This window comes from Herbaspirillum sp. GCM10030257 (genome assembly GCF_042666555.1).
Classification (GTDB): Bacteria; Pseudomonadota; Gammaproteobacteria; order Burkholderiales; family Burkholderiaceae_D; genus Noviherbaspirillum.
Window position 1 is genome coordinate 406,647 of the sequence record NZ_JBHTDH010000002.1, and the last position, 22,767, is coordinate 429,413.

General features: G+C 56.7%; 18 protein-coding genes. 11 read left to right on the plus strand and 7 right to left on the minus strand.

Annotated elements, in window-relative coordinates:
- Positions 1–17 precede the first annotated feature (17 nt).
- Genes ACFQUU_RS04410 through ACFQUU_RS04420 form a run of 3 tightly spaced genes read left to right on the plus strand, consistent with a single transcriptional unit; the run spans position 18 to position 4,100 of the window.
- Positions 18–2,288, plus strand: a complete 2,271-nt coding sequence (locus ACFQUU_RS04410) for a TonB-dependent receptor (protein ID WP_382243205.1) — start codon at positions 18–20, stop codon at positions 2,286–2,288.
- Between the two features lie 10 nt (positions 2,289–2,298).
- Positions 2,299–2,988, plus strand: a complete 690-nt coding sequence (locus ACFQUU_RS04415; protein ID WP_382243208.1) for a Fe2+-dependent dioxygenase — start codon at positions 2,299–2,301, stop codon at positions 2,986–2,988.
- The gene (locus ACFQUU_RS04420; protein ID WP_382243210.1) at positions 2,985–4,100 is read left to right on the plus strand and encodes an alpha-hydroxy acid oxidase; all 1,116 of its coding nucleotides are present in this window, start codon (positions 2,985–2,987) and stop codon (positions 4,098–4,100) included. The genes ACFQUU_RS04415 and ACFQUU_RS04420 overlap by 4 nt, the downstream gene beginning before the upstream one ends.
- A 20-nt stretch (positions 4,101–4,120) precedes the next feature.
- Here the strand turns inward: ACFQUU_RS04420 and ACFQUU_RS04425 are convergent, their stop codons facing one another.
- The 4 genes from ACFQUU_RS04425 to imuA all read right to left on the minus strand — a co-directional run bounded on the left by ACFQUU_RS04425 (position 4,121) and on the right by imuA (position 10,454).
- Positions 4,121–4,837 carry a HugZ family protein gene (locus ACFQUU_RS04425; RefSeq protein ID WP_382243213.1) on the minus strand — a complete coding sequence of 239 codons (717 nt, stop codon included), beginning with the start codon at positions 4,835–4,837 and terminating at the stop codon, positions 4,121–4,123.
- A gap of 47 nt (positions 4,838–4,884) precedes the next feature.
- Positions 4,885–8,049, minus strand: coding sequence for an error-prone DNA polymerase (locus tag ACFQUU_RS04430; protein ID WP_382243216.1), 3,165 nt, complete (start codon positions 8,047–8,049; stop codon positions 4,885–4,887).
- Positions 8,050–8,189: 140 nt separating this feature from the next.
- Positions 8,190–9,656 carry a Y-family DNA polymerase gene (locus tag ACFQUU_RS04435; RefSeq protein WP_382243218.1) on the minus strand — a complete coding sequence of 489 codons (1,467 nt, stop codon included), beginning with the start codon at positions 9,654–9,656 and terminating at the stop codon, positions 8,190–8,192.
- Positions 9,657–9,677: 21 nt separating this feature from the next.
- Positions 9,678–10,454, minus strand: a complete 777-nt coding sequence (imuA, locus tag ACFQUU_RS04440) for a translesion DNA synthesis-associated protein ImuA (protein WP_382243221.1) — start codon at positions 10,452–10,454, stop codon at positions 9,678–9,680.
- Positions 10,455–10,595: 141 nt separating this feature from the next.
- Between imuA and ACFQUU_RS04445 the strand changes: the two genes are divergently transcribed.
- The 3 genes from ACFQUU_RS04445 to ACFQUU_RS04455 all read left to right on the plus strand — a co-directional run bounded on the left by ACFQUU_RS04445 (position 10,596) and on the right by ACFQUU_RS04455 (position 14,111).
- The gene (locus tag ACFQUU_RS04445) at positions 10,596–11,480 is read left to right on the plus strand and encodes an endonuclease (RefSeq protein ID WP_382243224.1); all 885 of its coding nucleotides are present in this window, start codon (positions 10,596–10,598) and stop codon (positions 11,478–11,480) included.
- 82 nt (positions 11,481–11,562) lie between these two features.
- Positions 11,563–12,168, plus strand: coding sequence for a hypothetical protein (locus ACFQUU_RS04450; RefSeq protein ID WP_382243227.1), 606 nt, complete (start codon positions 11,563–11,565; stop codon positions 12,166–12,168).
- A 230-nt stretch (positions 12,169–12,398) separates the two neighbouring features.
- Positions 12,399–14,111, plus strand: coding sequence for a diguanylate cyclase (locus tag ACFQUU_RS04455; protein WP_382243230.1), 1,713 nt, complete (start codon positions 12,399–12,401; stop codon positions 14,109–14,111).
- Positions 14,112–14,198: 87 nt separating this feature from the next.
- Here ACFQUU_RS04455 and ACFQUU_RS04460 read toward each other — a convergent pair whose 3' ends face one another.
- Complete coding sequence (locus tag ACFQUU_RS04460; protein WP_382243233.1) at positions 14,199–15,935, minus strand: RecQ family ATP-dependent DNA helicase; 1,737 nt, start codon at positions 15,933–15,935, stop codon at positions 14,199–14,201.
- 330 nt (positions 15,936–16,265) lie between these two features.
- Between ACFQUU_RS04460 and ACFQUU_RS04465 the strand changes: the two genes are divergently transcribed.
- Positions 16,266–16,469, plus strand: a complete 204-nt coding sequence (locus ACFQUU_RS04465; RefSeq protein WP_057289375.1) for a cold-shock protein — start codon at positions 16,266–16,268, stop codon at positions 16,467–16,469.
- 279 nt (positions 16,470–16,748) lie between these two features.
- On the opposite strand, the gene ACFQUU_RS04470 is transcribed toward ACFQUU_RS04465, so the two are convergent.
- Positions 16,749–17,654, minus strand: coding sequence for a LysR family transcriptional regulator (locus ACFQUU_RS04470; protein ID WP_382243236.1), 906 nt, complete (start codon positions 17,652–17,654; stop codon positions 16,749–16,751).
- Between the two features lie 111 nt (positions 17,655–17,765).
- Between ACFQUU_RS04470 and ACFQUU_RS04475 the strand changes: the two genes are divergently transcribed.
- The 3 genes from ACFQUU_RS04475 to ACFQUU_RS04485 all read left to right on the plus strand — a co-directional run bounded on the left by ACFQUU_RS04475 (position 17,766) and on the right by ACFQUU_RS04485 (position 19,711).
- Positions 17,766–18,446 carry a haloacid dehalogenase type II gene (locus tag ACFQUU_RS04475; RefSeq protein ID WP_382243390.1) on the plus strand — a complete coding sequence of 227 codons (681 nt, stop codon included), beginning with the start codon at positions 17,766–17,768 and terminating at the stop codon, positions 18,444–18,446.
- A gap of 90 nt (positions 18,447–18,536) precedes the next feature.
- Positions 18,537–19,295 (plus strand): sulfite exporter TauE/SafE family protein, encoded by a 759-nt coding sequence (locus tag ACFQUU_RS04480; protein ID WP_382243239.1) that lies wholly within the window; start codon positions 18,537–18,539, stop codon positions 19,293–19,295.
- A 44-nt stretch (positions 19,296–19,339) separates the two neighbouring features.
- A complete protein-coding gene (locus tag ACFQUU_RS04485; protein ID WP_382243241.1) occupies positions 19,340–19,711 on the plus strand; it encodes a hypothetical protein in 372 nt (123 codons plus the stop codon).
- Between the two features lie 49 nt (positions 19,712–19,760).
- On the opposite strand, the gene ACFQUU_RS04490 is transcribed toward ACFQUU_RS04485, so the two are convergent.
- Positions 19,761–20,360 (minus strand): MarC family protein, encoded by a 600-nt coding sequence (locus ACFQUU_RS04490; protein WP_382243244.1) that lies wholly within the window; start codon positions 20,358–20,360, stop codon positions 19,761–19,763.
- Between the two features lie 97 nt (positions 20,361–20,457).
- Here ACFQUU_RS04490 and ACFQUU_RS04495 point away from each other — a divergent pair, with 97 nt between their 5' ends.
- Complete coding sequence (locus ACFQUU_RS04495) at positions 20,458–22,713, plus strand: molybdopterin cofactor-binding domain-containing protein (protein WP_382243246.1); 2,256 nt, start codon at positions 20,458–20,460, stop codon at positions 22,711–22,713.
- The last annotated feature ends 54 nt before the right edge of the window (positions 22,714–22,767 follow it).

The window sequence follows — 22,767 nt, forward strand, 5'->3', positions numbered from 1 at the left end:
ACCTACAGGGATACAAAATGAAGAAGAAATCTGCAAAACGCCTTGCGCCGGGGGCAGGGAAGCGCACGCGGCAAGTCCAGACCCCGGCACAGCCGGAGACGCGCCGTGCGTCCAGCCTGCCGCTCGGCGCACTGATGCTCGCAGCGTCGGTTTCCGCAACTGCGCAGAACGTCGCACAGGCGCCGGCTGCCTCAGACCAGGTGATGCCAACCGTGGAAGTGCAGGGCCAGCGCGAAACGCTGAGCAAGGAGTCGCTGCGCACGACGACCACCGGTATCGGCAAGGGCACCCAGCAACTGCGCGACATACCGCAGTCCGTGACGGTGATGACCGAGCGCCTGATCGACGACCGCAACCTCGATGATTTCCGCGAAGTGCTGCGCACCACCGCAGGCGTCACGTTCCAGGCCGGCGAAACGGGCGAAGAGGACGTACGCCTGCGCGGCTTTTCGCTAGGCCAGGCCGGCGATATCTACACTGACGGCCTGCGCGACGGCGCGCTGTACGAGCGCGATACCTTTAATAATGATCGCATCGAAGTGCTGAAGGGTTCGGCCTCGATGTTGTTCGGCAAGGGCTCCACCGGTGGCATCGTCAACCAGGTCAGCAAGATGCCGTTCCTGTTCAATCAGCACGAGGCGACCTATACCGTCGGCAGCGGCGACCTGCACCGTTTCACTGGCGACTTCAATATCAAGACAGGGGACGATGCAGCCCTGCGCCTGAATGCGATGGTGCACGATGCGGATAACTGGGGCGCCAAGCAGAAAAAGCTCGGCATTGCTCCGACCTATAGCTGGGGCATCGGGACCCGTGACGAGTTCACCGTAGGCCTCTTTCACCTTGATATCGACAGCCGTCCGACCTACAGCAATCCCTGGTTCCTTTCCGGCGGCAATCGCGGCACCATTATCGAGACGCTGCCGGCCAAGAACTTCTACGGTTTCGCCAGTGATTACCTCGATACCCGCGCCACCTACGGCACGCTGGCCCACGTGCATCGCTTTGATGACGGCAGTCAGGTCAAGACCCAGGTGCGTCATGGCCGCTACGAGCGCGACTTGTGGGCCAGCGTAATTCAGTTTGCCCCCGGCACGACGAGAGAAAACTTCAGTGACGCGACCGTCCTTCGCCGCGCCCCCAAGGGTCGTACGGCTGTCAGCGATACCACGCAACTGTCGAGCGACTACTCGGGCAAGTTTAACTTGGGCGGCCGCCAGCACGATCTGCTGGCGGGGGTCGATTTCTATCAGGAGGATGCCAAGCGGAACAACAGCTTCGCCGGTACCGCGAGCCCGCTGACGACCACGGTTGGCACGCCGAATGATGGCGACTGGCGCGCCGACACGCGCGGCAATCCGGTGTATAACGATTTCGACGCGCGCAACATCGGCCTGTATGCGCAGGACATGATCAGCATCACCGATACCTTCAAGCTGCTCGGCGGCCTGCGCTTCGACCACTTCACCGCCAAGTACAACACCGCGGCCGGTCTGAGCAATGACCGTAGTGAAAGCCTGTGGTCGCCCCGTGTTGGCGCGCTGTTCCAGCCGAGCGACTGGGCGTCGTACTACGTGTCCTACGGCACCTCCTACAACACGTCCGGTGATACCTACCAGTTCGCCCCGGCCGCACCGGCGCCCGGCTCGCAGGCTGAGCGCGACGCCAACACACCCGCTGAGAAGAGCCGCAACTTCGAACTGGGCGGCAAGTGGGAACTCTTCGAGAAGCGCACTTCGTTAGGTCTCGCCGCTTTCTACAGCGAGAAGTACAACGAGCGCAACACCGACCCGGACACCGCATCCGACCAGCAACTCCTGTCGGGCAAACGGCATGCGACGGGCCTAGAGTTCAACCTCGCTGGCCGTATCACGCCGAAGTGGGAAGTGTTCTTCAACCACACCTGGATCCCTCGTGCCAAGATCGACAAGAGCAATGTCGCTCTCAACGCCGCCGGCACCGGTGCGCAGGTGCAGGGCGACCGCCCGGGTTTGACGCCGAAGCATAGCGGCAGCCTCTGGACTACCTACCGCATCCTGCCGGAGCTGCGCCTTGGTGCCGGCCTGACCTACCGCGGCGCGCAGAACCCCGAGGGTGCACGGCACGTGACGGCGGACAGCTTTACCGTGGTTGACGCGATGGCCGAGTACACGATCAATCAGACGTGGTCCGCCAAGCTCAACATTACCAACCTGACGGACAAGCTTTATGCCGACTCCCTGTACCGCGGCTTCTATGCGCCTGGCGCGCCGCGTCGCGTGGAGCTGACGTTGAAGGCAATGTTCTAGGAAAGCACTGATGCTTCTGCACCTGAAGAACGTCCTCACTCGCAACGAACTGGAGACTGCCCGGGCACTGCTCGGGCAGGGTGCGCCGTGGGTGGACGGACGGGTCAGTGCGGGCGGCCAGGCGGTCGCCCGCAAGAACAACGAGCAGTTGGCGCAGGACAGCGACGTCTCGCGCCAGCTGCAGTCGCTGGTCTTAGCTGCGGTGCAGCGCGATCCGCTGTTTTTCTCCGCGGCCCTGCCGCGCAAAATTTTTAATCCGCTGTTCAATCGTTACAGCGGCGACAGCAATCATTACGGCGCGCATATCGATGGCGCCGTGCTTTACTCGCGCAACCCGGCACAATGGGTGCGCACTGATCTGTCCTGTACCCTGTTCCTGTCCGAACCAGACGAATACGACGGCGGCGAGCTGGTGATGCAGGACCCGCAGGGCGAACGCCGCATCAAGCTGCCGGCCGGTGACCTGGTGCTCTATCCGGGCACGACCCTGCACCAGGTGACACCCGTGACGCGGGGAACGCGCCTGGCAAGCTTCTTCTGGATCGAAAGCATGGTACGCGGCAGCGACCAGCGCCAACTACTGTTCGAGATGGACATGGCGCTACTGAAGCTGCGCGATTCCCTCGGCGAACAGGAACCGTCCGTGGTGCAGCTGACCGGCACTTATCACAACCTGTTGCGGATGTGGGCTGACACATGATCCGGATCCCCGCCGTCGAAGCGATCCCGCCAGGCATAGTCTCGCTGGCCGACCATGAGCAGCATGCGCGCAGTCGGCTCGACGACAACGCCTGGGCTTATTTCGCCGGCGGGGCGGCGGATGAGATCACATTGCGTGCCAACCGCGAGGCCTGGGACAACATCCTGCTGTCGGCGCGGGTATTGCGTCGCCTGGTCGGCGGGCATACACGGTTACAGTTGCTGGGGCGGACGCTGGCCCATCCCGTACTGCTTGCGCCGGTTGCGTTCCAGCGCATGGCGCATGCCGACGGCGAAATCGCTAGCGCTTATGCGGCCGCGATGCAGGGTGCCGGCCTGGTGTTGAGCAGCCAGGCCAGCATGCCGCTCGAGCAGGTCGCGCAGGCGATGCTGGGCGAGGCGACGCGCGGTCCCCTCTGGTTTCAGCTGTACTTCCAGCACGATCGCGGCTTCACAAGAGAGCTGGTGCAGCACGCGGAAGCTGCGGGATACGAGGCATTGGTTGTCACTGTCGATGCGCCAAGCAGTGGCGTGCGTGACAGGGAACGTCGGGTCGGTTTCAAGCTTCCCGAGGGAATTTCAGCGGTGAATCTGGCGGGCTTGCCGCCTCCGAAACCTGTCTCCCTCGCGCCGCATCAAAGCCGCATGTTTGATGCGCTGTTGACGTCGGCGCCAACCTGGGCTGACATTGAATGGCTGAAAGGCGTGACACGTCTGCCGATTCTATTAAAAGGAGTGATGCATCAAGATGATGCACGCTTTGCCGTAGTGAACGGTGCGGACGGTATTATCGTCTCCAACCATGGTGGGCGGACCCTCGATACTGTGCCCGCTACGGCACGTGTCTTGCCTTGCATCCGGGAGGCAGTGGGCAAGGCGTATCCTGTGTTGGTGGATGGCGGTATCCGGCGCGGCACGGACGTACTCAAGGCAATTGCGCTTGGGGCGAATGCCGTCTTGATCGGTCGTCCGTATGTGTACGGACTGGCGAATGCGGGCGCAATGGGTGTATCGCACGTATTGCGTTTGCTTCGGGATGAACTCGAGATTGCGATGGCCTTGTGCGGATGCGCGACCTTGGCCGATATCTCTGCCGATTCATTGTTCAACTAAAGAAGCTATTTGCAGTAGTGCTACAAGCTTGCCAGCAAGCGTTTGACCGTAGCGGCAATCTGATCCGCCGAGTGCAACATCGATGGAAATTTTTGCCGCTCCCGTTTGCCGAGGCGCTCCATGTCCATGCCATATCGGTCCAGGCCAAGCAGTCGAACGCCTGGTGGTAACTCACCCAGCAAGTCCTGGATCAATGCCGTTTCTTCCTCCAGCGGCAGCACATCCACATTCTCCCAGTCCGGTTGTTCCAGCCATCCCATTTGCGCGAACCCGCCGATGTGGCGAATCTTTTGCGGTGTCAGTCTGTAGAAGGCAAAGTCGGCAAGCGCCATGTATTGTTCAGCTTCAGGCTGGTAGCGCAGGAAGCGCGCCTGCAATTCATGTGGTGCGTTGATCATGGCGATGTGACCGAGAAGCGTCATCCGGGGATTTTCAAGGACTTGTTTTTCTGATGTATCGGCGACAAGAAAACCGACACGCGGATCGCTATGAATGTTCTTCGTGTGTTCAGCAAGGCGGCTTAGGAGAAAAACAGGGCAATGCTTCTCATCCGGCACAAAAGGCAGGGCAGTTGGAAAGGGATAATCCGGCAATTGAATGGATCGAGTTGCCAAGGTGCCGGAACGCAAACTATGCAACAGATGAAGTGCGGTTTCCAGATCGGGTTTCATTGGAGCGTGTTGCCGTTTTGGAAGAATTGGGTTTACCAGTGTACGGATTGCAACGGGGAATGCCATGAGAATCTTCAAGTTGTGGAAATCGCTTTCGAAACTACCTTGCGCATTCATGCGAAATCCCGGCTATGTGTAGTTAATTTTCCCAGCAAATGCGATAGGTCAACCAGACGGCTGGCGACCAGGTGGTGCACATTGTTTTCCGTCTGCCATATTCCATAGACGCCCAATAGTTGCGAGCCGAGCAGTTCCGCACGATAGCGTTCGATCAACCCTGGCCAGATGATGACGTTGACCAGGCCGGTTTCATCTTCAATGGTGACGAACATGGTGCCGTTGGCGGTCTGCGGCCTCTGGCGCACAGTAACAATGCCGCACCCGCGCGCAAGCTGGCGATCAGCAAAAGTATGCAGAACCTCGGCCGGCAAAAAACGCTTGGTGCTGAGCAGTGGGCGCAGCAAGGCAAGCGGATGCCGTCCGAGTGTCAGTCCGACAGAGTGATAATCGGCCACGATAGTAGCGCCTTCCGATGGCGCGGCAAGTTGAACAGGTTCTTCATGCATGCTGGCCTTCCTGAGTAGTCCCTTATCCGGTTCGCTGGCGACCGCCTGCCAGAGTGCCTGGCGGCGATGGCCGGCAAGGGGTTCGAGCGCATTAGCGTTGGCCAGCATTTGTAAATCACGACGTGTGAGTCCGGCGCGCAGTGCAAGATCCGTCATGCTGATAAATGCTTTGATTGCGCGTGCTTCTTCGATACGCCAGCCGGCTTCCTGTGACAGTCCGCGTACCATGCTGAACCCAAGGCGTACGGCGGGTTGTTGATCTGCAGCTAACCCCGTCGCCGGCTCCAGTGTGGTTTCCCAGTCGCTGTAACGGATATCCACTGGACGCACATCGACCTTGTGCCTGCGCGCGTCTTGCACGAGTTGCGATGGCGAGTAAAACCCCATGGGCTGGCTGTTGAGCAGGGCGGCAAGGAAAACCGCCGGCTCATGGCATTTGATCCAGGAGCTGGTATAAGCGAGCAAAGCAAAGCTGGCGGCATGGCTTTCGGGAAAACCATATTCGGCAAAACCTTGAATCTGGCGCACGATGGCGGAAATGAATTCGGCATCGTAACCATTCTTGCGCATTCCGGTCACCAGCTTTTCCTGAAATTTCCCGATGTCGCCCTTACGCCGCCAGGCTGCCATCGCGCGACGCAACTGGTCGGCTTCTCCGGCCGTGAACTCCGCGGCGAGGATGGCGATTTGCATCACCTGCTCCTGGAAAATGGCGACACCGAGTGTGCGTTCCAGTGCCTGCCTGACCCTTTCGCTAGGATAGGTGACAGGTTCCAGTCCCTGCCTGCGCCGTAGGTAAGGATGAACCATGCCGCCCTGAATAGGACCCGGGCGGACGATCGCAACCTGGATGACAAGGTCATAGAATTCCTTGGGGCGCAGGCGGGGCAGCATGGTCATTTGCGCGCGACTTTCGATCTGGAATACGCCGATGGTGTCCGCTCTTGAAATCATCTTGTAGGTGACCGGATCTTCTTTTGGAATGTCCGGCAGGCTGAACGGCTCACCGCGTAAATGAGTGATCAGGTCCAGCGCTCTGCGTATCATGCTGAGCATGCCGAGTGCAAGGATGTCCACCTTGAGCAATCCCAGCGCATCGATGTCGTCCTTGTCCCACTGGACCACGCTACGGTCTTTCATCGCCGCGTTTTCTATAGGGACCAGCCGTGAAAGTTTGCCGCGCGAAATGACGAAACCGCCCGGATGTTGCGACAGGTGCCGTGGAAAGCGCATCAGTTTCTCGGCCATGTCCGACCATTGCAGGGCTATCGGCGAATCGGCCTGCATGCCGCATTCGGTAAAGCGCTCCGACAACCCGGTCTTGCCGTCCCACCAGCGATGCGATTTTGCCACCTGGTCGACGATGCCAAGGTCGACACCCAGCGCCTTGCCGACATCGCGCAGGACGCTGCGTGGTTTGTAGCTGATGACCACCGCAGTGAGCGCAGCACGCAGCCTGCCGTACTTGTTATAGATGTACTGAATGATTTCTTCGCGTCGCTGATGTTCGAAATCGACATCGATGTCGGGAGGCTCGTTGCGTTCACGCGAAATGAACCGTTCAAACAGCAGGGTGCTGCGCGACGGATCAACCTCGGTGATACGCAGGCAGTAGCAGACTACGGAATTAGCGGCCGACCCTCGTCCCTGGCAAAGAATGCCGACACTGCGTGCATGGCGCACGATGTCGTAGACGGTCAGGAAATACGGCTCGTAGCACATGTCGGAAATGAGCTGCAGTTCGTATTCAAGCTGCTTTTGGATATCTGCCGGAACCCCGTCTGGAAAACGTGCCATGGCGCCGATATAGGCTTCGCTGCGGAGGTAAGCAGCCGGAGTCCATCCTGGCGGCACGAGTTCGTCCGGGTATTCGTAGCGCAACTCGTCGAGAGAAAAGCTGCATTGCCGGGCAATGTGTATGGTTTCAGCCAACGCGACTGCGGTATAAACGTTGGCCAGCCTCAGCCGTGAGCGTAAGTGCTGCTCCGCATTGGGAGACAGTTCGTAACCGCATTCGGCAATGGGTTTGCCGATACGGATGGCGGTAAGAGTGTCCTGCAGGGGTTTGCGCGAGCGTACATGCATACAGACATCACCGGTCGCCACCACGGGCAACGCGTATTCGTCAGCGACTGCAGTGACGAGCATGCGGTGCTGATCATCGCGCGGATGGTGCAGCAAGGTCAGCGCAATCCATGCACGTCCGGGAAAGGTCTTCACCATCCATGCGGCTTGGGTGGCAAGCTGTTCGGATGCAATGCCAAGGGCAGGAGTGAGGATGGCGAGGCAGTCCGGCATGCCGCGCAGATGTGCATATCCGTCTTCGGGCGATATAAAGTCGCGTGGAGTGACACGATAGCTACCTTTTTCAACGCGGGTCCGTGCAAGGGTAATCAGTTCGGTGAGGTTGCCATATCCCTCGCGGTTTTTCGCCAGGAAGATGAGCGAGAAGGCTGGGCTATTGTCCTCGTTGACCAGGCTGAACTGGCTGCCGATGATCAGGTGCAGGCCGCGTTGCTTTGCTTCAGTGTGGGCACGGACCACGCCGGCCACGGAGCATTCATCTGTCAACGCCAGTGCCGCATAACCGAGTTTTGCTGCCCGCATGACAAGCTCTTCAGGATGCGAGGCACCACGCAAAAAGCTGAAATTGGATGCACACTGCAACTCTGCGTAGGCAGGGAGATGATGTATGGAGGAAGACGTAGACACGTTAGCTGTTTCGAATACCGTGTAAAAATACTGTACAAAAATACAGTATAAACAGAAAAATGCATTTTTGCTAACGGGCTTTTACAAATAAATTTGTTGACTCATATCCTTATCCCGCGCTCCAGGATAAAAGTGCTTGGTCAGGCGAATAAGCCCTGCAAGTACCAGCAAATTTCTTCCCCGTGACGCTCACGGTAGATCCAGTAGAGCACTGCCGTCTCCCCTTGGGCGATGAAATAGTCACGCATGATCAAGCCGCCATCCCACCATCCGCATTCGATACGTTCCGGTCCCTTGATCAGGCGTAGCGGTGATCCGTAAAACGGCCGGTTGTCGCGCAGGATCAGTTCGACCGGTTGTAGTAGCAGCCAGAAGGGTCTTTCCGCCAACCGGTCCAGAGGAAGATCGACCGGATTTGCCGTGGAGGTGGGTGCCCATCCGTTGCAAATTTCAGGGCGATGGTCTGCACGGGGAGCGGGAACGAGGACGTTCTGTTCGCCAAGCCTTGCGGTCAGTAATTCAAGCAGGCGGTGAAAATCCATGGGCATGCCGCCGGGCTCGGGAAACAGCGATTCTGTAGGCGGCAGCATCGCGCTGACATGGTCTGCTTCCAGGCGCGCCGCGATGACCGGAGCTATCAGTTCGATGCGGCCAAGCCGCTCCTTCAACAGGCGGGTCAGGTGCTCTTCATGCCAGGTCGGTTCGGCGAGTGCGATGTCGATGGGCGTGGGTGGAATCGCCGTACGGCCGCGCTCATGCTCCAGCAGCAGCACGAAGCGCGCAACCGCAAGTTGCTGCGCAACCAGCCAGCCGGTCAACTGCAAAATCAGACGGCGTGCGGCAAATAATGCCGCTTCCGCATGCTCGATGCGGTCCGGTAATTCCAGTTTGGCTGAAAAGCTTTTCGGTGCCTGAACCCAGTCAAACAATTCCGGGGCTTCACCGTAGGCGCGGTCCAGCGCATCCAGCATCTGCTTGTCGCAGCGTCGCTGCAGTCCTGCCCGCGGCAGCTTGCGCATATCGGCAAAATTCATGCAACCTATCCCTTCCAGCCAGTCCAGATAAGGCCGCGCCTCCGACAGCAGCGTACAGGGCAGGGTGTCGAGAAGGTGTCTCATGCTCTCCATCCGTATTACACGGCGACGGGGCCCACGTATGCCCTCACAGCAGGATAAAAGCCAGGCGCCTTGTGCCGTCGGGGCCATCCCCACTTGCAGCGTAAAACCGAGCACACGCACACTCTCTCGCACTAGCCGGCATAGCGACAGTCGTCCGCCGAATGCACGCAGGCTGGCGGTCACATCGAGCAGCAGACTGTCTTGATGGGCGAGCGCGACTTCGGGTGTGTAACGCAACAGGGCAAGCGCGATACTGTTGAGCGCTTCCTGTTCGCGCGTGAAGTCGCGCTCATGCAAGCTTGAATCCGGGCACATGGCTTGCGCGCCGGCGCGCCGCATGCCGATACGGACGCCATCCTGCGCAGCTTGCGGGCTCATGGCAACTACATACTCGCGGTCGACAATCACATGCTTGCCAGGATCGCTCCAGCGTGGCCTGATGGCCTCGAGTGGTAATAGCGGTAGATGTACGCTTATCCAAGAGCGCATAAGGGGATCGCCGCCGCTCAGTCAGGAATTAAGGGGGTAGGTAGAGGTTTCCACCGGAGCGGATGCGGACGTCTGCGCAGCCGTCTGTCTTGCCGGTCCAGAACGCGGAGTTCCAGGCAGCTGAGTCAAAACCGATAGGGATGCCGGAGATAGCATGTCATCCATTGGCACGTGCAAGGGATCATCGCGTCGGGGGCCGCGTCGCTTGACGATATCAATGCAGATGCCGTCATGTGCCGGGCGCAGCGCCAGCCGCAACGGCGCTGGTGAGGCATCCTCTGTGCAGGCAAGCGGACGCATCATCCAGAACAGGATATCGCTTCCCTGTGCGGCCAGATGTAGACGGCGCAGCGATTCGGTACGCACATGCGACTGCCAGAAAAGCAGGGCGCCACAACTGCCGTTGCGCAGAATCTGTTCCGCACTCCACAAGGCGTCGGCACTGCGCGTGGTCTTGATCCAGATAAGGCTATCCACCGGCAGTCCCCATCCCACCCAAGCGGCAATCTGTGGCATGTAGGGTGGCTGTACCAAAGCGATGCGGCGTTTCGGGCTGACTGTCTCGAAAGCAGGACGCAGCAAGCGCATTTCACCAATGCCGGGTTGTTGTATCAGCAATTCAATCAGCGAGGCTCTCGGCCATCCACCATTTGGCAGTTCCTGGTCAAGCACCGGATAACCGCTGGTGGTGACTGCAGCCTGACAGGAGCCCATCTGGTCGGCTTTCCAGACGGCATGGGTCAATGTAAGGATATTGGATTCACCTGATTGGGAAATGGTGGAAACTATTCTGGACATCCAGGCCTCCTAGTATTCTTTTCTGTGATGCTTGTGATCAATTTATACTGTACAAATATACAGTAAAATTCCAGGGCTGCTTAGCCAAATTTGTCGTGTGATTGATCTGCCTTCTTACTTCTCCAGTTTCTATTGCCTTTCATGCAACCCCGTGTCACCTCAGTCGGCCTGCTGATCAAGCCTAATCCCGCCGACAGCTTTGAATACCCGCACCATATCGATCGCGCTAGTCTCGATGCATTACCGTCCAGGCCGGGCATTTATATTTTTCGCGATGACAAGGACCGGCCTCTTTACATTGGCAAGAGCATCAACATTCGCACCAGGGTGCTGTCACATTTACGGACTCCGGAAGAGGCCCGCATGCTGCAGCAGAGCAGTTACATCGAGTTCAGGCGCACCGCTGGTGATATCGGTGCGCTGCTGCTGGAGTCGCGCCTGATCAAGGAACTGCAGCCGCTACATAACAAGAAATTACGCCGCACGCGGGAAATGTGTACGTTGCGTCTTGGACCAGGCATCAAGTCGATACCGGAAATTGTTTATGCACGTGACCATGACTTTGCACGCACCGTCGACCTCTACGGACTGTTCGCTACACGCAGGGCTGCGCAGGACAAGTTGCGCGAGATCGTGGAAATGCAGATGCTGTGTCCCGCATTGACCGGGTTGGAAACTGCTGTACACGGGCGCGCCTGTTTTGCGCGGCAGATTTCACGTTGCCTTGGTGCGTGTATCGAGGCAGAGCCCGTGCAGGAACATTACCGGCGATTGAAAGCCGCGCTCAACGATATGCGCATCATGGTCTGGCCTTATGTGGGCGCGATGGGGATTGTCGAAGAGTGCGACGGTTGGAAACAGACGCATGTGGTCGATCACTGGTCCTATCTCGGATCAATCGATCACGCTCCAGGAACGCCGCCGGTCAAGCGTGCGGCCAAACGGGCCTTCGATGTGGATACTTACAAAATTCTGGTGAAGCCTATGCTGCGAGGCGAATTAAGGATAGAGGCGGTCGATATGTGAGGAGGGTAAAAGGGACAGAAGATGCAACGAGCGGGTTTATAAATACAACAAGCCGTGCCCCGGCGTGAAATCGGGACACGGCTTGTTCAAGTTGAATAAGCCGGAAGCTTATTTCGAACCGCTGGCGGAGCCGCCTGCACCGCCGGAAGGAGTCGTAGCGCTGCCAGTTGCACCCGGTGTCGCACCCGGTGTTGACGAGCTGCTGGAACCTGCTGTGCCGCCAGTACTGCCAGAACCAGCGGTACCACCTGCGCTGCTGCTGGAGGTGTCGCTGGAACTGCCCGCAGTACCGGTGCCACTGGTGCCGCCACTGCTGCCTGGAGTGCTGGCGCTTGGTGTGCTGCCTGTTGCACCTGTTGCTCCTGTCGAGCCTGCTGCTCCTGCGGAACCGGTTGAGTCTGTGCTGCCCCCAGCTGTGCCGCCGCTTGCGCTTGGAGTGCTTCCTGCTGCGCCTGTACTGCCAGACGAACCGGCATCGGCGCCGCTGCTGCTGCTGGAAGTGCTGCCTGTACTGCCGGTAGCACCGCCAGCAGTGCTGCCTGTGCTACCGGCGCTGCTGGGGCTGCTGCTGCCGTCGGCGCCAGCTGTACCGGCGTCTTTCTTATCGCAGGCACCCAAGGTCAACGTGGCGACAAGTGCCGCGAGCAATACGGAATATTTCATACTGGTTCCTCTCAAGAAAATATAGTTGTAGGTAAGTACTCAGCCAATTGGAGAAATTTAACTGGCGTAAGTGCCTGCTGTGTTTTTGATAAATATCAATCTAGATGTGCTTTATTCAATAAACAAAGTCAATTCAATAATTGCTTGGTAACAATTGTTTCCTTGTGGATATATAATCATTCTGATGTAGAAATTGATACAGAAAGTAATAGCAGCAGAGGGCGGCTCTTCCGTCATATTTATTTCTGAGAAAGCATGCGCAGCACCTCCTTACGCCGACAACTGGTTCTGCCCTATGTGTTGCTCGTTGTATTTGTCTCGACCGCCGTTGCCCTGGTCTCTTATCGCGCTGGCGAAGATGCAGTACAAGAATTGACCCGACGCGTTGTCACAGACATGGTTGATCGGATTGGCAGCGCAACCGAAAAACATCTCGCCGGCGCCCTGACAGCGCTCAATGCTGTTGATCCCGATTCGCGCATGCTGCCGCGTCCCCAACCCTTCGATGACAGCATTCCATCACTGGAACCTCGCCTGTGGATGGCAAGCGGCTTGTTCATTGATGCCAGCAACTATGTCTATTTTGGTGGCGTGGATGGCCGCTTCATTGGGGTCAACCGCATCAGCCGCGATTTTGTCGAACTTTACCTTCGCGAACCCGGTGCGGCCAAAAGGCAGGTTTATGCTGTTGCACAAGCGGGCGACCGCAGCCGTGTGCTGCGAACCGACACCTACGATCCACGCAGTCGACCGTGGTATCAGGCGGCAGCGGCGCAACAGCGTCCGGTATGGTCGCCGGTTTATAACGATTTCACTTCGCACGAACCTACCATTACGCTGACCAAACCGGTCTATCGCGGCGACCGCATCTTTGCAGGGGTTCTCGCCACCGATGTCACCCTCAAGGTCCTGACCGATTTCATGCGTGGTCTGACGGTGAGCGAGCATGGTGCCGCCTTTGTCATGGATGCGGAAGGTTATTTGATTGCCACCTCCACGCAAGATATTCCATTCAAGACAGGTGGGCCCGTGGTCGAACGCATTCATGCTACCGACATGCTTTCACCACAACTTCGAGAAGCGGCCACCCAGGCTCTCGCCTGGAGAAAAGGCCAGCAGTCCGGTGGAGTACTAGTAAAGGCCAGTGTGCTCTCATCCGGGGATACTGAAATTGCAGCGGCGCGCCTTGGACATCAATATGGGCTCGACTGGATTACTGTTGTCAGCGTGCCGCGTGGCGATTTTATGGGTGGTGTAGCACGCAGCATCGGCCAGGCTCTGTTGATTGGCATTCTCTGTGTCGCCATTGCATTGGCTCTTGGCTTGTCGCTTCTTGATCGTGTGTTGCGGGATCTGCGCCAATTAACGATGGCCGCCAAGAAGGTGGGAAGCGGCGAGCCGCTCCCCTTGCTGAATATCCAGCGGCATGATGAGATCGGACAGCTTGCCATGTCATTCTCGGAAATGGAGCACAATCTGCGCATTGACAAGCTGACTGCAGTCTTCAATCGCGCATCGCTGATTGCGCAGATCGCCATCTTGCGCAGGCAGCTTGAACATCGCAGCGGCGAGCGTCCCAGTTTCGCGCTGTTGTTCATCGACCTCGATCATTTCAAGGCAATCAACGATCACTACGGGCACGATGCAGGAGACAAGGTGCTGGTGACCGTGGCCAGTCGATTGCGGGAATCGGTTCGTGTGACTGATGTGGTGGCGCGTTATGGCGGTGATGAATTTGTCATTCTGTTGAAAGGCGTCACCGATGCGGACGATGTCATCAAAACGGAACAAAAAATACGTGAGGCTGTGGAAACCCCCGTGCCGCTTGCACACGGTACAGCACAGGTAGGCGCATCCATCGGCTGGGCGCTGTTTCCCGAGGACGGTGAAGACGTCGACGCCTTGCTGAGGATCGCCGACGTGCGTATGTTCGACACGAAGAAAAGACGTAAGGCAGCACAGTCATAGCCGTCCAAGTCTACGCTCGCATTTTCTGCTTCAACGTCGCGTGATCTAAAACACAGAGACACCTTTACCGAGGTGTCTTGCCTGTCTCTATAGCGGCTTTACAAAATCCCGCAAAAATGTTTTCTTCTGGCTGTCTGGGAAAACAATAGTGACTTGGTCGCCTGCCGCGGAAACTACGCGTCCCTCACCATATTTAGGTACCGTGACCGGTGTTCCCGCGTCGGGTGGAGGCAACTTCTCCTCCTTTATAGATGGCGGTGCATGATCACGGATGTGTTCAGGAGAGAGAGTCTGCTCCGGCGGCTCGCGGCAATTGTCGCAGCTACCGCAATGCTCCCAGTCGGCCGTCTCATCAAAGTACTCCAGCAACACCTTCCATCGGCAAAAACCGGTTTGCGCATAAAACACCATCCGCTCCAGCGCTTCATGGTCGCGGGCGCTTTTATCGCGATAGGTTTCTACCAGTTGCTCAAGCTCTTTGGATTTTGCGCCAGCGCGAGTAACGCAATATTCGAGATTGTCGTCCTGTTCCACAAGGCCGCCATCCCGTAATAGTTTCAGTGAGACCTGCAATCGTGTCTCCGACACCTCATCAAGTGTTTCATGCAAGCGGCTGTATGAAATACGTGGATTTTGCGCGGCCAGTTCCTGCATCGCAGAGTAGACCGCACTCAGGTCGTCCACACCCGGATAGCGGCGTGCCAGGAAAAATTGCTGTACCTGTCGATCCTTCGCGTGATATAGCAATACACAATCGGCCGGCTCGCCGTCACGGCCTGCGCGGCCGGATTCCTGATAGTACGCTGCAAGATTGCCTGGCACTTGATAGTGAACGACGAAACGAATATCCGCCTTGTCGATGCCCATGCCGAATGCATTGGTGGCGACCATGATACGGCTCTCGCCGTTCATGAAGGCGTCCTGGTTCTGTGAACGCACTTTCGCAGAAAGCTGGCCATGATAAAAGGTCACGCTTTCGCCGGCGGTATGTAATGCCTCGTACACTTCTTCGACCGCTTTTACCGTTGCCGCATAGATGATGCCGGAACCCTGTTCTTCGCGTACAAGCTGCATGACGTGCATGAGTTTTTCGGAATCATCAGTGAGCGCCATGACACGATAGTGAAGATTTGACCGGTAGATGCCGGTATTAATGACATGCATGTCCTCGAGTCCGAGCTGCTTGCTGATATCCTCAATGACTTCATCCGTAGCCGTGGCTGTCAATGCCAGCACAGTGGGATTGCCAAGCGCATTGATGGTTGCACCCAGTTGCAGATATGCAGGGCGGAAATCATGTCCCCACTGTGAAATGCAATGCGCTTCGTCGATGACAAAGAGACTCACGCGGTTTTGCTTAAGTGTTTCGACAAACTCCGGATCGGACAGGCGTTCTGGCGTAGCAAAGACAAATTCATGATCAGCCTGTTTGATGCTTTCAAGAATGGACGCTTCCTCTCGCATACTCAGTGTGCTATTGACCTCAGCCGCTCCCACACCCGCATTTTCAAGCTTGGATGCCTGATCCTTCATCAGGGAGATCAACGGTGAAACGACAACGGTTATGCCCGACATCTTCAATGCGGGTAATTGGTAGCATAGCGATTTGCCCGCGCCTGTCGGCATGATGGCAAGCGTATTTTCACGGCGCAGTACGTTGTCGATCACTTCATGCTGGCCAGGACGAAGTTGATCAAGACCGAATGTTTCGCTTAAGGTCTCATGTAACTCATCTTTGGAGACGCGATGGCGGCGTTTGCGCAGTAACGGCGCAGGTCTTTGGCTGCCACTCGCTGGAGCGGGCAACGTTGTTTGGATGGACATGGAAAATAATTTTTTGGATTTACGTGATTCCATGTCGATGCAGCATTCATGCCAAGCACTTGATAATCAACTGGCAGCTTGGTTTGTTTGGATTGACATTTGAGCTAGGGAAATAAACGCAGCAATGAAATGCAGCGATGCAGGTTTCCGTCATGCACTAAGTTATTACTAAAAGCGTTAAAAATTAATTCAACGGTTGATACCTACATGGGTTACAATGGGCTACCGATTGAAGTTTGAGCTAGTAGTGCAGTATTTGTCTGTCATTTCTTTCTTGCTTCAAAGGTTCTACCGGGCATATGCCCAATTCACTGATAGGAAATGTAAGTAATGGCAACAGGCACTGTAAAATGGTTCAACGACGCTAAAGGTTTTGGTTTCATCACTCCGGACGAAGGTGGTGAAGATCTGTTCGCGCACTTCTCCGCGATCGAATCCAATGGCTTCAAGTCGCTCAAAGAAAATCAGCGCGTTTCGTTCGAAGTCACGACTGGCCCGAAGGGCAAGCAGGCTTCCAAGATCCAGCCGCAATAAGCTGAATCTTACGCTCTAAAAAATCCCCGGCTTGCCGGGGATTTTTTTCGCCTCTTACTTCTATTGCTTGCTTCATTCGCAATGCTGGAACGAACGCTTTTACCCTGACTGAGTCAGGCGAGGCCAAGGCGATATGTTTGTGGAACAAGGCGCTGCCGCGACGACGCGGTGCCACAGGTAAAGTATCCGGCATCGACAGTCCAGTCAGAGCGAACGCTGTAGTGCTCCATCCCCACAAATTCGGGTCCCAACAAAAATGAGTTGAGTCTTATCTACAACTCACACTTTCCGCCAATAGTCGGTTTGCGCATAGGCATGGCGTAGGAAGTCGACAAAAGCGCGTATCCGTAAGGGTAAGTGACGTCGCTGGGCAAATACCGCGTAAATATCGTTGCCAGGCGCCGCATACTCATCAAGAATTGTCACCAATTGGCCGGCTTCGATTGCGCCACCAACTTCCCACATTGAGCGCCACGCCAGACCTTTCCCGGAAAGCGCCCATTCATGCAACACGGCACCATCATTGCACACCATGTTGCCGACCACTTTCAAAGTAACGTTTTTTCCATTCTGTCGGAAAGTCCATCCTCGCTGACTGCCTTCGCTGCTCATCGCCAGGCAATTGTGGCGCGCAAGGTCGTCCAGTGACATCGGCGTACCATGGCGTTTCAGATAGGCGGGCGATGCCACGACGACGCGTTTGTTGTCTGCCAGTTTTACCCCGATCAGGTTGGAATCCGACAATGCTGCGATACGAATTGCGACGTCAATCCCTTCGCCGATCAGATCCACCACCCGATCATTCAGGTTCAGCGTAACCGAGACATCGCGATGCTCCGCCAGAAATGAAGGGATCAATGGGGCAACATGTTGTCGGCCAAATCCGGCAGGTGCAGAAATCAATAAATGTCCACTGGCCCGTGCACTTCGTTCCGACACGGCCGATTCCGCATTTTCAAGATCGGCGAGAATCTTTTGGCAATCCTCAAGGAATGCAACGCCTTCATTGGTTAATGCAATCTTCCGCGTGCTTCGCTGTAACAACTTGACGCCAAGTCGTTCCTCGAGCGCATCCAGGCGACGTCCTATCATCGCAGGAGCAATACCTTCGGCGCGCGCAGCAGCCGACAAACTGCCTTTGGCGGCGACATCGACAAAGGTCGAAATCTGTTTGAATTGATCCATGGCGAGAAACTAGGGCGGTTTAAACTAAAGCGCAATAATAAAGTGATTATTGTTCTGGTTTATATGGATTTTTATTGAATATACTTGGGGTCTTATAGAAGACTGCATTTCATCAAGATGATACAAGCTATTGCTTTCGATGCGTATGGGACACTTTTCGACGTCTATTCGATTGGCGAACTCGCGGAGAGAATTTTTCCAGGGCAGGGGGCACAACTGGCCGATTTGTGGCGAGAAAAGCAACTTGAATACACGCGCTTGCGAACCTTGTGCTCGACGTACAAGCCATTTTGGGAAGTAACACAGGATGCCCTTGTGTTCACCTGTCGGAGACTCGGACTCGAGCTGACGCTGGATGCACAGAACCGGTTAATGGGTCAGTACGCAAAACTACAGTCTTTTCCAGAGAACCTGGGGGTACTGCGGAAACTGAAGGAAATGGGCTTGAAGATGGCGGTGCTGTCCAATGGCAATCCGCACATGCTTGAATCGGCTGTTGAAGCCGCTGGCATGCGCAGCTGCTTCAGTCATGTCTTGTCCGTCGACGCTGTAAAAAAATTCAAGACGGCACCTGAAGCGTATCAACTGGCTCAGGATATATTCGGCCTGCCCGCAAAAAATATTCTCTTCGTGTCCAGCAATTGCTGGGATGCCTGTGCTGCCACCTGGTTTGGCTACACGACCTTCTGGGTTAACCGCAGCCACGCCCCGCTCGAAGAACTGGACGTCACGCCGGACGCGACCGGTACCGACATGACGTGCCTGCTTCAATTCATATACAACCGCACATAACGGACATAACGCTCTGAACGAGCATAACGGTCGCGATAGTGATAACGGCGACACCAGTAACAACAATCTTAACAATAAGGAAAACAATCCATGAGCGCCTGGCAAATCGCAATGGTAGGAATAGCTGCATTCTGTGCAGGTGCAATGAACTCGGTGGCCGGCGGCGGCACTTTCTTCTCGTTTCCGGCACTCCTGGCTGCAGGCGTGCCGCCAGTTGCGGCAAACGCCAGTAATTCGGTGGCGCTCTGGCCGGCCAGTCTCTCAGGAGCATGGGCATATCGCCGCGAATTGTCCCGCTATAAGCGTTACCTGATTCCTATGGGCATCGTATCCCTCATCGGCGGCATTTGCGGCGGCTTGCTATTGCTGGCTACCAAAGATGCAATGTTTTCTAAATTAATCCCTTGGCTCCTGCTGTTTGCGACAGTGCTGTTCGCGTTTTCCGGAAAAATCTCCGCATGGCTGCGCGGACCTGAATCCGGCAAACCAAACAACAGCGTGACCGCACTTGCTGGGCAAGCGGTCGTCTCTGTGTATGGTGGTTTCTTCGGTGCCGGCATGGGCATCCTGATGCTCGCCAGCCTGGCAATGGCAGGGCACGATGATGTTCATGAAATCAACGCGATCAAGAATCTCTTGTCGGCGGTCATTTACAGCGTTACGGTTCTGACCTTTGTCATCGCAGGAGCCGTCAGCTGGCCTTACACTCTCATCATGCTAATCACGGCGACCCTGGGCGGCTATTGGGGCGCGACCATCGCCCGCAAGATTCCTGCGCTCTGGTTGCGTCGTTTTATCATCGCTATTGGCTTTGCGCTTACCGCGTTTTATTTCTACAAGACCCTCTGATCGCCTGTCGGGCGTCCTTGGCAAGCTTATGATGAAAGGACTAAATGAACCTGCGCTCCATCGACGCCGAGGCTTTGCTCATCGCTTACCTGGATAACGTCGGCGACGTCGCCACCGAGCCGGCATACGACAGTAGCCGGCTCCAGGCGGCCCTGCTGTACCCGGCTCACATTGCGGCATCAGGCAAAGCCGATGTGGCCGCGATGACAGTAGCGTATGCACGTGGCATCGTCGAACACCAGCCTTTCCGGGACGACAATACGCATGCGGCGCTGGTGGCCATGGAGCTTTTCCTAGCATTGAACGGGTGGGCCGTAACGGCACCGCGCGACGCCTGGGAGCACATCGTCACGCGGTTCGCCCAAAACTTGTGTACGCACGAAGAACTTGCAAACTGGCTACGCGTGAACCTGTAGTTGCCTTTATCAATTCACGCTTGCGCATTGTTTTTCGTTTGTCCGCGCCTTACAAAGACTTGACGTAAGCCCGAATCCCGGCCAGCAGCATCTCCACCGCCATCGCCGTCAGTATCAGTCCCATCAGACGCTCGAATGCCGTCATCACTCTTGGTCCCAAAGCGCGTTGCATACGTTCGGCACTGAGCAGGACGACGAGCCAGACGATTGCAACGGCCGACAGCACGGCAACGTGCAACATCGTCTCGGTGGTACTGTTGGAAGAGAACAGCAGTACCGTAACCAGTGCAGAAGGCCCAGCCAGCGCCGGAATCGCCAATGGCACAATAAACGGTTCGCCCGATTCATCTCCGTCTCCGAACACCCCGCCGGGCTGCGGAAACACCATGCGCAACGCAATCAGGAACAGGATGACCCCACCACCGATGCGTAGTGCGATATCGGTCAGCTGCAGAGCATTCAGGAAATGCCGCCCGAAGAACATGAACAGCAGCAGAAGCAGGAAGGCAATCGTGCATTCCCGCATGATGACTCGGCCACGCCGCTCCGGAGGCACATGTGCTAACGCGCTGGCGAACAGCGGTACGTTGCCGAAAGGATCTGTGACAAGCAAAAGAATGATGAAGGATTGAAAAAAGTTTTGGGTCATTTTTTTATAGAGGAATGTCTCGGGAACCAGCAACGGAAATATCACCGCATTTCGCGTAGCATGCCACAACGCCCGCAAAACAAAATACGGAGGAGACATGTCTTCAACCGAACCAAAAAGGAAATCCCGCCGACGTTTCATCCTTGGTGGTCTTGGTCTCACAGGTGCATTGGTGATCGGATGGGGCGTCATGCCGGCGCGACAGCGCCTGCACATATCCCATCCCTTGCCCGCAAAGGATGGGGAGGTCATGCTGAACGGCTGGATACGGATTGCCCGTGACGGCAGTGTTACCGTCGCCATGCCGCAGTGCGAAATGGGGCAAGGGGTGTTTACCGTGTTGCCGATGCTGGTTGCCGAAGAACTCGACGTCCCGCTCTCGACGGTCAGGATTGAACAGGCGCCGATCGACAAGATTTTTGGCAACATGGCCGTGCTCACCGATGGATTGCCGTTCCATCCCGACGGCGCCGGCACCTTTAAGGAGGCCACACGCTGGCTGACCGGCAAGGCTGCACGTGAGTTGGGCCTGATGATTACCGGTGGCTCCTCCTCGGTTAAAGATATGTGGATGCCGATGCGTGAAGCTGGGGCGACCGCACGGGCCATGCTGATTGCCGCCGCCGCAAAGGAATGGAAGGTGTCGCCCGCCGAATGTACGACCGAAGCTGGTGCCGTATGCCACCCAAGCGGCAAGCGAGCCGCTTACCCGGAACTCGCGGAAAGAGCAGTGGACAGTACACCTTCCGGTATCCAGCTCAAGCAGCCGCAAGAATTCAAACTGATCGGCAAGTCCGAGCCGCGTCGCGATTCAGCGGCCAAGGTCAATGGCAGCGCAGGCTTCGGCCTCGATGCGAGGCCGGAAGGACTGCTCTATGCGGCGGTGAAGATGGCTCCGACGATAGGTGGCACGATACAGCGTGTCGACAAGGATGCAGTCAAGGCGATGCCTGGCGTCGTGTCCGTGATCGATTTTACCGGGGCATTTTCCGGCATGGCCGGACTTGCCGTGTTGGGAAACACATACTGGCAGGCAAAGCAGGCGGCAGCAGCATTGCCGGTCACATGGAACCACGGACCCAATGCCAACCTGAGCACCGAGGCTGTTTTCGATCAGTTGGCCAAACATATCGATGCAGAAGCTGGCTTCATGTATCACCAGGCTGGCACACCAGACCCGGCGCGCGCGGTCAACCATCTCAAAGCGGAGTACAAGGCGCCATTCCTTGCGCATGCAACCATGGAACCCATGAATTGCACCGCACAGGTCAAGGATGGCAAGGTCATCTTATGGGCGCCAACGCAGGTTCCCAGTCTTGCCGTCAGCACCGCAGCTACCGTCGCCAAGGTCGACAATGCAAATGTGGTTCTGCATGTCACTTACATCGGCGGCGGCTTCGGACGCCGGCTTGAAGTTGACATGATCGCGCAAGCCGTCGCTATCGCGATGCAGGCTGACGGTGCCCCCGTTCAGGTCATCTGGAGTCGCGAAGAGGATATGACGCATGACGTCTACCGCCCGGCTGCGATAGCACGCTTTGCCGCAGGGCTGGACAATGCCGGAAATGTCGTCGTCTATGAGAACAAGCTTGCGTCAGGCGCAATTACGCATCAGGTCTTGGCGCGTACCTTCGGCCTCAAAGGTGTCGGCCCGGACAAGACGACGGCGGAAGGCGCATTCGACATGCCGTATGAGTTCGTCCATCAAAGCATCGCCCATGTCACTGTGCCGACGCCCGTGCCGATTGGCTACTGGCGCTCCGTTGGTCATTCGCATAATGCGTTTTTCAAGGAGAGTTTTGTCGATGAACTTGCCCATGCAGCGAGCAAGGATCCGGTTGAATTCAGGCGTGGCGTGCTGAAACGCCATCCGCGCCATGTTGCCGTGCTTGATGCAGCGGTAGCACGTGCCGGAAAGCCGGCGGCGGGTCGTGCCCATGGCGTCGCGCTGCACCACTCCTTCGGTTCGATTGTCGCCCAGGTAGCCGAAGTCTCGGTCGAGGGCAGCGAGATCCAGGTACACAAGGTAACGTGCGCAATCGACTGCGGCATTGCGGTCAACCCCAACATCATTGCTCAGCAAATGGAGTCTGGCGTGATATTCGGGTTGAGCGCAGCCCTATTTGGCGAGGTGACGATCAAGAACGGAAAGGTCGAGCAGCAGAATTTTCATCACTATCCGGTCCTGCGCATGAATCAGGCTCCCGAAGTGGAGACCATTGTAATCAAGAGCGCCGAACCACCTGAAGGCGTCGGCGAACCTGGCACGCCACCCATCGCGCCTGCAGTGGCGAATGCGGTATTTATTCTGACAGGGAAGCGCCTGCGCAGCCTGCCGTTGCGGCTTGCGTAAAAGATACGATGAGCGATGCGCTGAGCCTCTGACTAAACAGAAGAGGCAGTGGAC

What these genes read in the sequence shown, in the direction of transcription:
- ACFQUU_RS04410 (WP_382243205.1), top strand. Translation starts at nt 18, where the DNA reads ATGAAGAAGAAATCTGCAAAACGCCTTGCGCCGGGGGCAGGGAAGCGC.
- ACFQUU_RS04415 (WP_382243208.1), top strand. Translation starts at nt 2,299, where the DNA reads ATGCTTCTGCACCTGAAGAACGTCCTCACTCGCAACGAACTGGAGACT.
- ACFQUU_RS04420 (WP_382243210.1), top strand. Translation starts at nt 2,985, where the DNA reads ATGATCCGGATCCCCGCCGTCGAAGCGATCCCGCCAGGCATAGTCTCG.
- ACFQUU_RS04425 (WP_382243213.1), bottom strand. Translation starts at nt 4,837, where the DNA reads ATGGCATTCCCCGTTGCAATCCGTACACTGGTAAACCCAATTCTTCCA.
- ACFQUU_RS04435 (WP_382243218.1), bottom strand. Translation starts at nt 9,656, where the DNA reads ATGCGCTCTTGGATAAGCGTACATCTACCGCTATTACCACTCGAGGCC.
- imuA (WP_382243221.1), bottom strand. Translation starts at nt 10,454, where the DNA reads ATGTCCAGAATAGTTTCCACCATTTCCCAATCAGGTGAATCCAATATC.
- ACFQUU_RS04445 (WP_382243224.1), top strand. Translation starts at nt 10,596, where the DNA reads ATGCAACCCCGTGTCACCTCAGTCGGCCTGCTGATCAAGCCTAATCCC.
- ACFQUU_RS04455 (WP_382243230.1), top strand. Translation starts at nt 12,399, where the DNA reads ATGCGCAGCACCTCCTTACGCCGACAACTGGTTCTGCCCTATGTGTTG.
- ACFQUU_RS04460 (WP_382243233.1), bottom strand. Translation starts at nt 15,935, where the DNA reads ATGTCCATCCAAACAACGTTGCCCGCTCCAGCGAGTGGCAGCCAAAGA.
- ACFQUU_RS04465 (WP_057289375.1), top strand. Translation starts at nt 16,266, where the DNA reads ATGGCAACAGGCACTGTAAAATGGTTCAACGACGCTAAAGGTTTTGGT.
- ACFQUU_RS04470 (WP_382243236.1), bottom strand. Translation starts at nt 17,654, where the DNA reads ATGGATCAATTCAAACAGATTTCGACCTTTGTCGATGTCGCCGCCAAA.
- ACFQUU_RS04480 (WP_382243239.1), top strand. Translation starts at nt 18,537, where the DNA reads ATGAGCGCCTGGCAAATCGCAATGGTAGGAATAGCTGCATTCTGTGCA.
- ACFQUU_RS04485 (WP_382243241.1), top strand. Translation starts at nt 19,340, where the DNA reads ATGAACCTGCGCTCCATCGACGCCGAGGCTTTGCTCATCGCTTACCTG.
- ACFQUU_RS04490 (WP_382243244.1), bottom strand. Translation starts at nt 20,360, where the DNA reads ATGACCCAAAACTTTTTTCAATCCTTCATCATTCTTTTGCTTGTCACA.
- ACFQUU_RS04495 (WP_382243246.1), top strand. Translation starts at nt 20,458, where the DNA reads ATGTCTTCAACCGAACCAAAAAGGAAATCCCGCCGACGTTTCATCCTT.